Annotated in this window: 11 protein-coding genes; 3 read left to right on the top strand and 8 right to left on the bottom strand. The window is 70.4% G+C overall.

Annotated features, from left to right (window positions below; all coding sequences use genetic code 11):
* Positions 1-2 precede the first annotated feature (2 nt).
* Positions 3-788, top strand: coding sequence for a cytochrome c oxidase assembly protein (locus ACOQPP_RS18500; protein WP_419167309.1), 786 nt, complete (start codon positions 3-5; stop codon positions 786-788).
* Between the two features lie 34 nt (positions 789-822).
* Here ACOQPP_RS18500 and cutA read toward each other — a convergent pair whose 3' ends face one another.
* The 6 genes from cutA to ACOQPP_RS18470 all read right to left on the bottom strand — a co-directional run bounded on the left by cutA (position 823) and on the right by ACOQPP_RS18470 (position 7,813).
* Positions 823-1,143 (bottom strand): divalent-cation tolerance protein CutA, encoded by a 321-nt coding sequence (gene cutA, locus ACOQPP_RS18495; RefSeq protein WP_420637134.1) that lies wholly within the window; start codon positions 1,141-1,143, stop codon positions 823-825.
* A complete protein-coding gene (locus ACOQPP_RS18490; protein WP_420637133.1) occupies positions 1,140-3,011 on the bottom strand; it encodes an AMP-dependent synthetase/ligase in 1,872 nt (623 codons plus the stop codon). The genes cutA and ACOQPP_RS18490 overlap by 4 nt, the downstream gene beginning before the upstream one ends.
* A 13-nt stretch (positions 3,012-3,024) precedes the next feature.
* Positions 3,025-3,462 carry a tetratricopeptide repeat protein gene (locus ACOQPP_RS18485; protein ID WP_419167312.1) on the bottom strand — a complete coding sequence of 146 codons (438 nt, stop codon included), beginning with the start codon at positions 3,460-3,462 and terminating at the stop codon, positions 3,025-3,027.
* A gap of 146 nt (positions 3,463-3,608) precedes the next feature.
* Positions 3,609-4,331: a hypothetical protein gene (locus tag ACOQPP_RS18480; RefSeq protein ID WP_420637132.1), complete on the bottom strand. Its 723-nt coding sequence runs from the start codon at positions 4,329-4,331 to the stop codon at positions 3,609-3,611.
* 51 nt (positions 4,332-4,382) lie between these two features.
* Positions 4,383-5,027: a GTP cyclohydrolase I FolE gene (gene folE, locus ACOQPP_RS18475; RefSeq protein WP_419167314.1), complete on the bottom strand. Its 645-nt coding sequence runs from the start codon at positions 5,025-5,027 to the stop codon at positions 4,383-4,385.
* 431 nt (positions 5,028-5,458) lie between these two features.
* On the bottom strand, positions 5,459-7,813 hold the full coding sequence (locus ACOQPP_RS18470) for a TonB-dependent receptor domain-containing protein (RefSeq protein WP_420637131.1): 2,355 nt from the start codon (positions 7,811-7,813) through the stop codon (positions 5,459-5,461).
* A 624-nt stretch (positions 7,814-8,437) separates the two neighbouring features.
* Between ACOQPP_RS18470 and ACOQPP_RS18465 the strand changes: the two genes are divergently transcribed.
* Positions 8,438-8,722, top strand: a complete 285-nt coding sequence (locus ACOQPP_RS18465) for a hypothetical protein (protein WP_419167316.1) — start codon at positions 8,438-8,440, stop codon at positions 8,720-8,722.
* The gene (locus ACOQPP_RS18460; protein WP_420637130.1) at positions 8,715-10,472 is read left to right on the top strand and encodes an amidase; all 1,758 of its coding nucleotides are present in this window, start codon (positions 8,715-8,717) and stop codon (positions 10,470-10,472) included. The genes ACOQPP_RS18465 and ACOQPP_RS18460 overlap by 8 nt, the downstream gene beginning before the upstream one ends.
* Before the next feature lie 25 nt (positions 10,473-10,497).
* Here ACOQPP_RS18460 and ACOQPP_RS18455 read toward each other — a convergent pair whose 3' ends face one another.
* Entirely contained in the window at positions 10,498-12,441 is a 1,944-nt protein-coding gene (locus ACOQPP_RS18455; protein WP_419167318.1) for a gamma-glutamyltransferase family protein, read from the bottom strand.
* A gap of 167 nt (positions 12,442-12,608) precedes the next feature.
* Positions 12,609-13,829 carry a DEAD/DEAH box helicase gene (locus ACOQPP_RS18450; protein WP_419167319.1) on the bottom strand — a complete coding sequence of 407 codons (1,221 nt, stop codon included), beginning with the start codon at positions 13,827-13,829 and terminating at the stop codon, positions 12,609-12,611.
* Position 13,830 lies beyond the last annotated feature (1 nt).

Below are 13,830 nucleotides of genomic sequence, written 5' to 3'. Positions count from 1 at the left end.
CCATGCAATGGTGGTGCGCCGCCCAGGGGATCCCCTGGAGCTGGTCGTGGCGTCCCTACCCCGGCGTGTGGCTGTTCATCGCGCTCCTGTTCCTGGCCTACCGGCGGTTCACCCGCGGCTCGCGGCCCTCGCGGCCGGAACTCACGCGGTTCGGCGTCGGCGCGCTCGCGCTCTGGGTCGCGCTCGACTGGCCGGTGGGCGCGCTGGGCTCGGGCTATCTGGCCTCGGTGCACATGGTGCAGTTCCTCCTCATCGCCCTCCTCGCTCCGCCGCTCCTGATCGCGGGTCTTCCCCGGAGAGCGCTCGAACGCGCGGCCGGCAGCCGGCTGGCGGGCGTCGCCGGCGCTCTCTCGCGGCCGCTGATCGCGCTCCTCCTCTTCAACACGGTCGTCATCGCGACCCACTGGCCGGGCGTGGTGGACGGACTCATGGGTTCGCAGGCGGGATCACTCGTACTCGACATGGCCTGGCTGGGCGCCGGCCTCGTCTTCTGGTGGCCCGTGGTGAGCCCGGTCCCGCACCGCCCGCGCTTCCCGTTCGGGGTCCGCATCTGCTACCTGATCGCGAGCACGGTGCTGATGACCCTCCCCTACGTCTTCCTCACGTTCGCGGAGCTTCCGTTCTACGCGACGTACGAACTGGCCCCCCCGGTCGGTATCCTCTCGGCGGGCGAGGACCAGCGGCTGGCGGGGCTGCTCATGAGGATCGGGGGCGGCGCCATCCTGTGGACGGCGGCGGGCGTCCTCTTCTGGCTCTGGTACAGATCGGAGAACGAGACGGCGCGCTGAGGGCGCGGCGCCGTCCCCCGCGGGCGGCCGGGAGCTAGCGATCCACCTCCCCGCGGACCCAGTCGAGGTAGGGTTCGGAGCCGGCGGCCACGGGGAGGAAGAGGATCTCGGGCACGTCGTAGGGGTGGAGGTCGCGAACCCGCCTTCCGACGGCGTCGATGCGGGCGGCCGTCGTCTTGAGGATCCCGAGGGCCTCCGCGTCCTCCCGCAGCTGGTCGTCCCAGCGATAGACGGACGTCACCCCCTCGACGACGTTCAGGCAGGCGATGAGCCGTTCGGCGACGAGCGCCCGTCCGATCCCCACGAGCTGTTCGCGGTCGGGCGCGGTCATGAACCCGACCACGACCTCGCTCACGGGCCGTCCCGCTCTTTCTCCCGCCGGCTCATGGCGTCCTCGGCCCGCTCGTAGAGCGCGTCGATCGCGTCGGCGAAGCGGGTCTGGATGACGCGGCGCTTCACCTTGAGGGTCGGGGTCAACTCCCCGCCCTCGATCGTGAACGGACCGGGGACGACGAGCACCTCGCGCGGCTGTTCGTAGTGCGCGAACTCGCGGCAGCACTCCCGCACCGCCCGTCGGAGGAGGCCCCGGGTCCGCGGGTCCGTAGCCAGATCGGCGTCCGCCGCCTCCTCCACGCCGTGCAACTGCGGGCGCAGGACCGCGTACTCCGGCACGATGACGACGATCGGGAACTTGCGCTGGTCCCCCAGCATCACGGCCTCGGCGACCAGCGGGTGGCGCTTGATCCCGGATTCGATTGGCTGCGGCGCGATGTTCTTGCCGTAGGCCGTGATCAGCAGGTCCTTCTTGCGATCCGTGATCCTGACGTACCCGTGATCGTCGATCTCCCCCACGTCTCCGGTGTGGAACCAGCCGTCTTCGTCGATCGCTTCGGCCGTCGCCTCGGGCCTGTTGAAGTAGCCCGCCATGATCTGCGGCCCGCGGGCGAGGATCTCCCCGTCCTCGGCGATGCGGATTTCCGTGCCCGGGATCGGTTTTCCGACGGTGCCGAGGCGGATGGCGTCGACCGGATTGAAGGTGAGGACGGGCGAGGTCTCGGTCAGCCCGTACCCCTCCACGACCCGGAGGCCGGCACCGAAGAAGAAGAGGCCCACCGCCGGCGGGAGCGGCGCGCCGCCGCTCGCGAAGTACCGAATCCTGCCGCCGGTCCGGGCGCGCAGCTTCGAGAAGACGAGGCGGTCCGCGACGGCGGCCTGGAGACCGAGGAGGGGTCCGGTCCGCCGCCCCTCCAGATCCGCGATGGCGCGCCGCTCCCCGACCCGCCGGGCCCAGCCGAAGATCTTCTCCTTCGCGCCCGCCGCCGTCCTCGCGGCCTCTTCGGCCCTCTCGAGCACCTTCTCGAACACCCGCGGCACGGCGGCCATGAAGGTGGGAGAGACCTCTCCGAGGTCGCGGGCCACGGTATTCGTCGACTCCGCGTACGCCACCGTCACGCCGGCATGCCACATGATGTAGTGCCCCACCGTGCGCTCGAACACGTGCGCGAGCGGCAGCAGCCCGAGGGCCACATCGCCCGGGCCGATCGGGAAGACGCGCAGGGCGAGGTCGGCGTTGGAGTGGAAGTTGCCGTGCGTGAGCATCACCCCCTTCGGGTCGCCGGTCGTGCCCGACGTGTAGATGAGCGTCGCCAGGTCCTCCGGGCGCGTCTCTCGCGCGTGGGATTCGTACGTCCTCGCGAGCGCCTCGGGCGCGGCCTCTCCCAGTCTCGACAACTCGTCGAGCTGCATCGTCTCGAGGGCGGAGCCGGAGGGCGCCGTCACCGGTTCGAACGCGATCGCCAGCTCCAGCGCGGGGAGATCAGCTTCGATTTCCGCGATCTTGTCCAGCTGTTCCTGATCTTCGACGAAAACGGCGCGGGCGCCCGAGTCGGACAGGATGTACTGGACCTGCTCGGCGGGGAGCACCGGATAGACGGGCACGGAGGGGAGACCCGCCATGACGATGCCCCAGTCCGACAGCGCCCACTCGATCCGAGTCTGCGCGAGGATCGCGATGCGGTCGCCGCTCGCGAAGCCCTTCGCCCTCAGTCCCAGCGCGAGCGCCCGCGCGCGTCGCCCGATCTCATCTGTGGAGATCGATGTCCAGACGCCATCGGACCCTCGCGTGCGGGCCGCGTCGGCCCGCGGGCGGGAAAGTCCGTTCAGAAAGAGTTCAGGGAGGGTGCCGGGGCGGTGGTCTTCGGGAAGGGGGGTCGAGACGTGCACGCGGCGGCGGCTCTCAGTTCGTCGCCGCCTCGGCGACCGGAGCGCCGAGTCGTTGCAGGGTCCGGCGGGCGTGCTCGAGGTGTCGCGGCTCCTCCCGGTCCGCGCGGGCCAGGACGAGGAATTCCTCCAGGTGCCGCCTGGCCTCCCCTTCGGCTCCCTTCCTCAGAAGAAGGAATGCCAGCCCGTAATGGGCGGCGGGGCTGCGGGGACGCTCTTGCAGAGCGGCCGCGTAGGTCCGGACGGCTTCGTCCGCAAGTCCGATATGCGTGTAGACCACGGCCATCTGCTCCAGCGTGGCGGCGTGCCGCGGTTCGTGTTTGAGGGAAAGACGGAAAGTGATCAGCGCCTCGTGATAGAGCCTCTGCCGGACGAGGTCGACGCCCTCCTCATAGTAGTCCGGCTCCCCCCCCCGACGCCCACCGTTCCTGCTCCAGATCTTCCACCGCGTCATACCCACCCCCCGAAGCGAGCCGGGGACCTCCCCGCCCCCGATCCTGATTCGCTCGTACATCTGGACACTGGGGATTATACAGTCTTGTCAAGCTGGGGCAACGCCTATCGGCGTGAGCGAACCGTCCGGCGTCCAACCCGGCGATGTCAGCGGCGTTCGCCGACCCAGGCCGTGGGGTCCGCGGCCAGCTCCCCGAAGCCGGACTCCGACAGCGCCTCGAGGTCCTCCGAAGTCGGCTCAGCCACGAAGAGACGCGCGCCCGGGCGAACGCAGCGCTCGATCTCGGTCAGGTCGAGCGCCAGCGGTCCGGTGAGCGCGACCCCGTGCAGCGCGCCCGACCTGACGGGCCAGCCGCCCGGTGCGGCGCCGAGCAGCGGGTCCACGCCCGCTTCGAGGTCGGCGACGCCCGGCGCGGCCGGGTCGCCCCGGGCATCCAGCCAGACCACGACCTCGAGGCGGTCCCCCATGCGGGCGAGCCGGCCCGCGTGCCCGGCCAGACCCGGGCCCAGCAGGACCACCTGGCCGGCCCGGTCGGTCACGCCGAGCAGCGCGGCGATCCGCAGCGCGGTCTCCGCAGCCGGGCCGGGCAGCGGCGGACCGGGCAGCGGCGGACCGGGCAGCGGCGGACCGGGCAGCGGCGGACCGGGGCGGGCCGGGTCGGCCGACCCGGCCCCGGAAGCCCGCCGCGCGGCTCCCGAGAGATCGAACCGCATCGTTCCGCGGCGGATCGGCACTTCGATCTCGCACAGGGGACACCCGAGCCGCCCTTCGATCACCCGTTGACGCTCGGCCCGATCGACGAACGCCACCAGGCCGGCCGAGGCCCGGCAGTCGGGACAGTCGAGGACTTCAGCGAGTTCGAGGAACACGGGATCGCCGCTCCGGCCGCCCGGGGTCAGCCCGGCCGCGGCCGGCGGCCGTCAGGCGTCGGGGGAATAGGCGAGGCGCAGGAACTCCGCGCGCGTCCGGTAGTCTCGCCGGAACAGGCCGCGGACGGCACTCGTGATCGTCTTCGAGTTCTGCTTCTCCACGCCCCGCATCATCATGCACAGGTGCTTGGCCTCGACGACGACCCCCACGCCTTGCGGCTTCAGCACGTCCTCGATCGCCTGGGCGATCTGCTCCGTGAGGCGCTCCTGCAGTTGAAGCCGGCGGGCGAACACATCCACGATGCGGGGGAACTTCGAGATCCCGACGATGCGGCCATCGGGGATGTAGGCGATGTGCGCCTTGCCGAAAAAAGGCAGCATGTGATGCTCGCAGAGCGAGTACACCTCGATGTCCCTGACCATGACCATCGAGTCGTGGGGTTCCTCGAAGATCGCGGCTCCGATCACCTCGTCGACCGTCTGCGCGTAACCGCGCGTGAGGAACTGCATGGCCCCGGCCACGCGCGCGGGTGTGCGGACCAGACCCTCGCGCCGGGGATCCTCGCCCAGGAGCTCGAGTTGTTCGCGGACGAGACGAGCGAGGAGATCCTCGTTGTCGGTCTCGACCTTCGCCGGATCGACGGCGAGCCTGGTCCTCGGGTCCACCCGACGACGCGCCAGGCTTTCTTCGCTCAAGACGCCCTCCAATGGTCCAGCGGGCCGTGGCGGAGTCCCGCTCCATTCACGGGGCACCCCCGATGCAAAAGGGGCGACCCGTGGGCCACCCCTTCTGGTAGGCAGCCCGTGGCGAAAGCCCCGCTGCATTCGAGCGGCGCGGGGTTTCGTCGCGGACTGCCGGGCGGATGCAAGGTGATTTCTTGAAGCCCTCCGATAAACGGTTCGCCCCCTACCTTCGGTCTTCGTCGTCCCCCGCGGGGCATGACGTCCGCCTCCGGATCGGAGACTCTATGGGCAATTGTTGGCTCAAGAAATGCGGCCCCACATCACGCGGCCCGCGGCGCAAGCCCTGCCGCCACGGGCTGTCGTGAACGTTAGCGCGGGCGCCGTTCGGCGGCAAACCCCCCGGCGCCCGCGCTCGCACGTCACCATGGATCGCCGGCAGCCCGTTAGAAGCTCAGCTGGTACGTGAGGCGAATCTCCCGCCCGGGAAACGGCGCCAGTTCCTTGAGGAACGAGGTGTGACTCCGCGCCTCCCGGTCGGTCAGATTCGTCCCCGAGAGCACGATGTCGTGCGCCACCCGACCCTGGAAGATCCGATATCCGGCACTCGCGTCGATCAGGGTATACCCGTCCGTCGGCTCCTCGAACGCCGCCACCCGCTCCTGGCCGGCCGTGCGCCTGGCCCGAACGTGGCCGTGCCATGCGGGAGACTCGTATCCCAGGCCCGCGCCGAAGCGAAACGGAGGAATGCGCGGGAGCGGCTGGTCGTTCGCGGTGAGTTCGGCGCGTACGTAGTCGCCGAAGGCGTCGAGCACGAAGTGTCCGTCCCCGTAGTGGAACAACTCCACTTCGGCATGCGCCTCGAATCCCGTGAAGACCGCGTCCGCCTGGGACCACAGGGCCACCACGAGGCCGTCTTCCTCCTCGCCGGTGAACGCCTGGTAGGTGAAGCCGTCGAACGAGTTCGAGAAGACGCTCAGCTCGGTCCGGACGGATTCCGTGCCGATCCGGATGGCGGCGTCGAGGCTGAGCCCCAACTCCGACTCCAGCTCCGGATCGCCGAGTTCGAACACCTGCGTGGCCAGGTGCGGCCCGTTCGAGAACAACTCCTCGGCCGACGGCAGCTTCGCCGAACGGGCCGCGCTGACGACGAACGAGACCGCCTCGGAGGCCTCGAACACGCCGCCGAGGGATGCGGAGAAGCCGCGGTCGTTTCTTCTCCTGGCGACACCCTCGGCTTCGGTTGCCCGGGTCTCGAACCGCGCGCCGGTCTGGAGTCCGAATCGTCCGACGCTGAACTCCTCGAACAGGAAGGCGGCGAACTCGAGCGTCGAGGAAGGCGGCACGAAGGCTTCCTCGCCGATCGCCTCGAAGTCGCGGTTGCGGGCGTGGATTCCGAAGGCGCCGCGACTGCCTTCCGCGAGCGCGTGTTCGACGTGCAGCCGTCCTTCCCACTCGTTGTTGAAGAACCGGGTCTCGATGTCGCGGTCACCCGAGAGCTCGTCCACGAGGATCTCGAAGTGCTGATAGTCCGTCACCCCGAAGCGGGCCTCGACACCCTTCAGGAAAACGCCGCCCAGGCGCCAGCCGGCCATGAAGTCGGCTCGCCGCTGCCGGAGGTCGACGCGCACGTCTCCCTCCTCCTCGGCGTGTCCCTCTTCTTCATCTTCTTCGTCGTCGTGGTCCTCCCCTTCTTCCTCCCCGTGCCCATGACCGCCCGGAACGCCGTAGTCGCTGTCGTATCCGAGGAAGGAGGCGCCGATGAAACCGTTGTCCCCGACGTAGGAGAGTCCGCCCGCGAACCTCGCCGTCTCGACGGAACTGTTGGGGAGGCTCCCGGGGAGCGCCTCCTCGGGCCCCTCCTCATCCTCCTCATCCTCATCCTCGCCTGGCGGGTGAAGCTCGTCGATGGAGGCGAGGCCCGGGATGGCGTAGTCCTGCGTCTTCCGGTAGAGCCCGCTGAGGTGCAGCGCGATCCGTCCGGCCGCGCCGTCGACGCGGCCCGCGACGTTGCGTTCGTCGGCGACGGTGCCGCCCCTCAACGTCATGGTGGCGATGAGCGGGTGAGCCGGGATCTCTCGCGGCACCCGTCCATCCTCGACATTGACGACCCCACCGACCGCCGAACCGCCGTAGAGGAGTGTCGCGGGCCCGCGGATGACCTCGATCCGGTCGGCGGCCATCGCTTCCACGCTCGGGGCGTGATCCGGACTCGTCGTGGAGGCGTCTCCCGATCCCAGACCCGATTCGAGCACACGCACCCGCGACCCGCCGAGTCCGCGAATGAGCGGGCGTGAGCTTCCGGGTCCATGATAGGAGGAGTTCACGCCGGGCTGGTCGGCGAGCGTTTCTCCGAGGCTGGTCTGCGCCGAGGCCCTGAGGTCGATGCCGCGCTCGACGTGGCTCGGTGTGTACAGGTCGGCCTGGGTGCCCCCCCCGACCGAGACGATGAGTTCCTGTCCGTGGAAGAACAGCGACACGGTGACGGTCACCTCGATTGCCTCTCCGGCGATGACCTGAACCGCCCGGATGCCGCGCCCCGCACGGGGGCTCTCGACCTCGATCAGGTATTCTCCGGCGGGGACCCGCTCGAAGCGCGCCTCTTCGTTGCCCTCGACGTGCAGCACCCGACCCAGACCCAACACTCTGACATCGGCCTCCTCGACCGGGTTACCCTCGACATCGACGATGCGGATGCGGATCTCGCCGGATTGCTGGGCTGCGATCGCGGGAGCCGCGACGAGGATGGATGACACGGCAAGACACGCGGTCCACAGACCACTCGTGAATGATCTCTTCATTGTCCTCTCCCGATCCGCGCGTCAGGGAGGGCGTCCCGGGACGGGCGGATCTCCGTTTCTTCTCGGATGACGCCGGCACGTCGGGCCGACCACCACCGGGTCGACGCCGCATTCGAACGTGCCTGGCTGTCGGATTCAGTTGGTCAGAGGGAGAGAGCGGGGGGGGGAGCGCGGGCGCGGTCGGGGCTCGCGGCCGCGGGCCGAACGGCGAGTCGGGAACCGCCGTCCGGCGGCGTCGACCGATCGTCGAGCCTGAGGTCAGGGAGCTGCGTGGGGGCTGCGAGGACAGGAGCCTGATGCGTTGACGCACAGACGGCACACGCGGCCGGCGATTCGGCCGTATCCGCGTGGCTGTGCTGGCCCGCCATCGCCCCGGAGACGATGAACAGCAAGGCGAAGGCGACACCGGCCAACGCACGCGGGCATCCCATCCGCCCCGTTTCGTCGCTTCGGTAAGCCATAGGTCTCTCCTTACGCCCCACGCGCCGCGGACTCTCGGGCCGCGGCTGCAGTCAATCTAGGTGTCCGGACCGCAGCCGGGAATGCGCCAAGGCGGGTTGGACCGTGGCGCGGGGCGGTCGCCGAAGTCATGATCCTTCCGAACACCCTGCCCACGGAGGCGCCATGGCCCGCCGACAGGCTCCGCCGCGATCCGCCGCGGCCGTGCAGGAGCTGACGGACGAACAGCTCGACGCGTACATCCGCACGCGTCTGGCGCTGCTCGGCGTCGATCTCTCGGTCCTCCCTGACGACGACGAGGATGCGCCGGCCGATCAACGGCGTATCATGGCGTCCGCGCGCCGCTTCCTGCGCTCGACGCCGGGGGCCATCGCCGATTTCGAACTCGACGCCATGGGGCCCGCGCCCGCCCTCTATCCCTCCGAAATGGGCGCGTGGAACCGTGGGTGAGCTGAACCGGCGCCGCTTCCTGGAGCGGATGACGGCGTTGAGCGCGACGGCGATCGCGACACCACGGGCCCTGGGTGGGGCCGTGCTGTTCGCCCCCGCCGGGCGTGCGGCCGGGCGCGCGGCCGCGCCGCGTGACGGGTTACGATCACCGGAGTTCGATCTTCCGGCCGCGGACCGCCCCCAGCCCACGGATCTCACCGAACTCACGCTCGTCGAGGCGGCGCGCCTCATGCGGGGCCGCGACGTGAGCGCGGTCGAACTGGTGGAGGCGTATCTCCGGCGGATCGGGCGCTGGGACCCCCGCTACCAGGCGTTCAACACCGTGGTCTCGGAGGCCGCCCTCGATGCGGCGCGGATGGCCGACCGGACGCGCGGCAGCGGTCCCCTGACGGGCGTACCGCTCGCGATCAAGGACAACTTCTTCACCGCGGGGGTCCGGACGACGGCGAACTCGTTCATCTTCGAGGGTTTCGTGCCGGACTTCGACGCGACCGCCTGGGCCCGGCTCCGGGATGCGGGCGCGATCCTGCTCGGCAAGACGCAGATGGGACCGCTCGCGACGACGGCCGCGAGTACGCCCACCGGGGAGCGCACGACGGCCAACGCGTGGGCCCCGCACCACGAGGACGTGAGCCCGAGCGGCTCGTCGAGCGGGTCGGCGACGGCGGTCGCGGCCCGCATGGCCGCCTCGAGCACGGGCACACAGACGGGCGGGTCGATCACGAACCCCTCGAACGCCCAGGGGCTGACCGGGATCAAGCCGACGATGGGCCGCGTGTCGCTGTACGGCGTCCTCCCGCTTACCTACACGCGCGACCACCCCGGGCCGCTGGCGCGCGACGCGGTGGACGCGGCCGCGATGCTGCAGGTGATGGCGGGGCCGGATCCGCTGGACCCGCGCTCGCTGGGGCTGCCGCCCGTCCCGGACTACATCGGGGCCGTGCGCGACGGCGGCGGCGACGGACGGCCGCTCGTCCATCCGGAGCGCGGGGGACCGGTCCGGATCGGCGTGCTGCCCGGATACCTCGACGAGCCGGAGCCGCCCGCCGGTCCCGAGCCCGAGCCGGACCCCGACATCGACCGCATCGGGAGTTCCTTCCCCCGGCGCGAACGCACGCAGGCCGCCTACCGGCGGGAGGTGGCGACGGCGGAGGCGCGGCGGCGGATGCTCGCGACGCTGGAGGAACTGGGGGCCGAAGTCATCGAACTCGACTTCCCGACCCACTGGGAGACGCTGACCAGCTTCAACTTCAACAACGTGCGCCTCCCGGAGCGCTCGGAGATCTTCCTCGAGCACCTGCGCGACGACGTGCGGAAGTTCGGTGTCTCGCTCGCCCCGTGGATCAACGGGCTCCTCCTCCCCGCCGCGGAGTACGTGCGCGGGTCACGGGCCCGGCTCATCCTCCTCGAGGAGATCCTCGACGAGGTGTTCGGCCGCTGCGATCTGGTGACGCAGACGCAGCCCTTCCCCTTCGACATGGTGGGGCTGCCGCTCATCGGCTTCCCGATCGGGTTCGAGACGGAGTCGACCGGCTATCCGCGACCGATCGGGGCGATGTTCGGCGCCGAGCCCTACTCGGAGCACCACCTCCTGTCGGCCATCGCGGCGTACCAGCGGGCGATGGACTGGCATCTGCGTCGCCCCGCGAACCCGGACGAACTGCGGCCCGCCGAAGGGGACGGCGGCGTCCCGGGTCCGGGGCCCGGAGCGCGATACGACCTGTTCGACGTGATGGATCTGGGCGAATAGCGGGCGCGTCGCGCTCACCCGGCGCTCACCACGCGATGCCGTAGTCGTCGCCGTGGTGGCTGGAGCCGCCCCAGAAGGCACCGTTCTCCCAGTCGAAGAAGATCGCGTTGATCGGTCCCGACGTGCGCTCGGAGAACGTCAGGTCGTAGCCCATCGATGCGAGGGCGGAGCGGACCCACGGCGGCGTCGCGTCCTGCAGGAGCATCCGTCCCGGCCGCGTTTCGTGCTCGCCGAACGAGCCGCGCATCTGGTAGCTGTTCATGTTCGGCGCCTCGACCGCCTGCTGCACGTTCATCTCCCACTCGACCACGTTGAGGAAGAACTGGAGCAGGTTCTGGTCCTGCCCGTCGCCGCCCTGGACCGCGAAGGAGAGGAACGGCCGGCCGTCCCTGAGCGCCATGCCGGGCGTGAGCGTGGCGCGCGGCCGCTTCCCCGGCTCCATCACGTTGTACGGGTTGTCCGCTTCATCGAGCACGAAACTCTGGGCCCGCTGTGAGAGTCCGATCCCGGTCTCGCCCGCGATCACGGCGGGAATCCACCCGCCCGACGGCGTGATCGAGACGACCCAGCCTTCGGCATCGGCCGTCTGCACCGAGGTCGTCCCGAGGTAGAAGTCCTCGTCGAGCGCCGCGTGGGCCGTTGCGTCCATTTCCGCCGCGCCGTCTTCCGTCGTCACCTCGCTCCGCTCTCCCCAGCGCTCGAGGAGGTGGAGGAATGGGTTCTCGCCGCCCTGGAAGGGATACGGATCCCCGGGGCCGGCGGTCGGATCGTTCCGCTCCCAGTCGATCATGCCGAGGCGCGCCTTCGCGTAGTCCTTCGAGAGGAGGCCCTCGACCGGCTCCTCGGGCGGAAAGTACGGGTCGCCGTAGTAGAAGTCGCGGTCGGCGAAGGAGAGGTTCATCACCTGATAGAGGGCATGCAGGTAGTTCGCGCTGTTGTAGCCCATGGACCGGACGTCGAGCTGCTCGACCATGTTGAGCGCCTGCAGCATCACGGGTCCCTGGACCCAGGTCGTGAGCTTGTAGACGTCGATCCCCTTGTAGTTGGTGGTGACGGGCTCCTCGATATGGACCTGCCAGCTCGCCATGTCCTCCATCGTGATCAGCGCCCCCGCCGCGCGGGCGCCCGCCACGAAATCGGCCGCGATGTCGCCGCGATAGAAGGCGTCGTAGGCCGCATGGATCGCCTCGCGGCGGTCGGCGCCGGCCGCGAGCGCCTCGGCTTCGGCGGCCACGAGACGCTCGAGCGTCCGCTTGAGGCCGGGCTGCCGGAAGATCTCGCCCTCGCGTGGGCCCGGGTCGTCGGGGTCCCCGGGGTGGGTGAAGTAGACCGCCACCGAGGAGGGCCACTGGCGGATCTCGTCCCGCGAGTCCCGGATGCGCCGGACCGGATCCGCCTCGATCGGATACCCCTCCGCCATCTCGATCGAGGGCTGGAGGACGTCGGCGAGGCTCAGCGTGCCCCACTCGGCGAGCATCGTCATGAGCCCGCCCGGCGTGCCCGGGGTCACCGCCGCGAGGGGGCCGAACTCGGGCGGGAAGTCCTCGTGTCCCTCCGACCGGTAGTGTGCGGGGGTGGCGTCCGTGGGGGCCACGCCGAGCGCGTTGAGCCCGATCACGCGCTGCTCCCCCGGGTGGTAGATGAGGGCCTGCGTCTCTCCGCCCCACGACAGCACGTCCCACATGGTGGAGGTCGCGGCGAGCATGGCCGCCGCGGCGTCAACCGCGTTCCCGCCCTGGTGGAACATGCGCGCTCCGGCGGTGGCACCGAGGGGCTTGCCGGTGATCGCCATCCAGTGGCGCCCGTGCAGCACCGGCTTCGCGGTGCGCTGGGCTTCGGCGACCGAGGGGAGCGCCACGAGGAGGGCGGCGGCGACCACGACTCCGAGGCCGCCCGCGCGGCGGTGGGAGCGGCGGCGAGCGCGACGGCGGCGGACGCAACGGTGGCGGACGCTGAGATCGAGAGACATCTGGACACCTCCGGCAGAGGACCCGGGTTGTTGGCTGGAAGTCCCTGTGAAGCCCTATGCCAATTCAACATCGCATTTTTGATTGGCCTGGGCCGACACAGGGGCACCGCTTCGAGCGGTGCGCCGATCCGTTGTCGGTCATGAGCTGGCCGATCTTCACCCCAGAGCTAGCGCCGCCGCCGGATGCCGCGCCGGAGGGCCGAGGGTTCCGGTCGCTCGTCGGGCTCCTCCTCGGGGGGCGGCGGGACGACATCGGGTTCGAAGCCCGGCACGGCGCGGCGCTCGATGCTCTCGCCGAGGAGACGCTCGATGGCCCGGATCTCGACCCAGTCGCTCGAGGCCATGAGCGTGACCGCATCGCCGGTGTCGTCGCCGCGAGCGGTCCGGCCGACGCGGTGCACGTAGTCCCGCGGGTCTTCGGGCACGTCGAAGTTGACCACATGCCGGATGCCGAGGATGTCGAGGCCCCGCGCGGCCACGTTGGTCGCGACCAGCACCCGGACCGTCCCCTCGCGGAACCTGCGCAGGGCCTTGTCCCGTTGATCCTGATGCTTGCCCCCGTGCAGGCCCGCCACCGACACGTCGCGCGCCCGCAGATAGTCGGCCAGGTAGGTCGCGGTCACCCGCGTGCGCGTGAAGACGAGCACCTGGCCCTCCGGCCACGCCTCGAGGAGGTGATGCAGGAGGGCGTGCTTCTGCGACCAGTCGACGGGATGCAGCACCTGGCGGATCCCTGCCGCAGCGGTCTCGCGGCCCACCTGGACCTCCTCGGGGTCCGTCATCAGTTCGTGAGCGAGCCAGCGCACCCCGCTCGGCATCGTGGCGGAGAAGAGGAGGGTCTGCCTGTCGGCCGGGGTTCGCCGGACGATCTCCTTCACATCGTCGATGAACCCCATGTCGAGCATCCGGTCCGCCTCGTCGAGGACGAGGACTTCGATGCGCGACAGATCCGCGTTGCCGCGCTTCAGGTGGTCGAGCAGGCGGCCGGGCGTCGCGATGAGGATGTCGCACCCGAACGCGAGTTCCTCCTTCTCCGGTCCGAGCGGGGTGCCCCCGTGGATGACCACCGCTTCGATGGAGGACGCCGCGCCGTAGGTCGTGATGGCGGCGCCCACCTGCTGCGCGAGTTCGCGCGTCGGAGCGACGACGAGGCCGCGCGGCGCGCTGGAATCCTCGGTCGCCGCGAGGCGCTGCACGGCCGGGAGGGTGAACGCCGCCGTCTTCCCGGTCCCGGTGTGGGCGGTCCCGAGGACATCGTGCCCGGCGAGGATGGCCGGGATCGCCTGGCGTTGGATCTCGGTCGGTTCCACGTAGCCGGCGCGCTCGACCGCCTCGACGAGCGCCGGGGCGAGACCGAGTCCGGCGAAGGGGTGGCGCTCCTCACTCACG

This window comes from Candidatus Palauibacter sp., assembly GCF_965222475.1.
In the GTDB taxonomy this organism is placed as follows: Bacteria; Gemmatimonadota; Gemmatimonadetes; order Palauibacterales; family Palauibacteraceae; genus Palauibacter.
The sequence above is the reverse complement of the archived record's forward strand: the minus strand, read 5'-3'. Positions and strand labels throughout refer to the sequence as shown.

Excerpts from the sequence above, each read along its gene's own strand:
- ACOQPP_RS18500 (WP_419167309.1), top strand. The coding sequence starts at position 3 with ATGCAATGGTGGTGCGCCGCCCAGGGGATCCCCTGGAGCTGGTCGTGG.
- ACOQPP_RS18485 (WP_419167312.1), bottom strand. The coding sequence starts at position 3,462 with ATGACGCGGTGGAAGATCTGGAGCAGGAACGGTGGGCGTCGGGGGGGG.
- ACOQPP_RS18470 (WP_420637131.1), bottom strand. The coding sequence starts at position 7,813 with ATGAAGAGATCATTCACGAGTGGTCTGTGGACCGCGTGTCTTGCCGTG.
- ACOQPP_RS18465 (WP_419167316.1), top strand. The coding sequence starts at position 8,438 with ATGGCCCGCCGACAGGCTCCGCCGCGATCCGCCGCGGCCGTGCAGGAG.
- ACOQPP_RS18455 (WP_419167318.1), bottom strand. The coding sequence starts at position 12,441 with ATGTCTCTCGATCTCAGCGTCCGCCACCGTTGCGTCCGCCGCCGTCGC.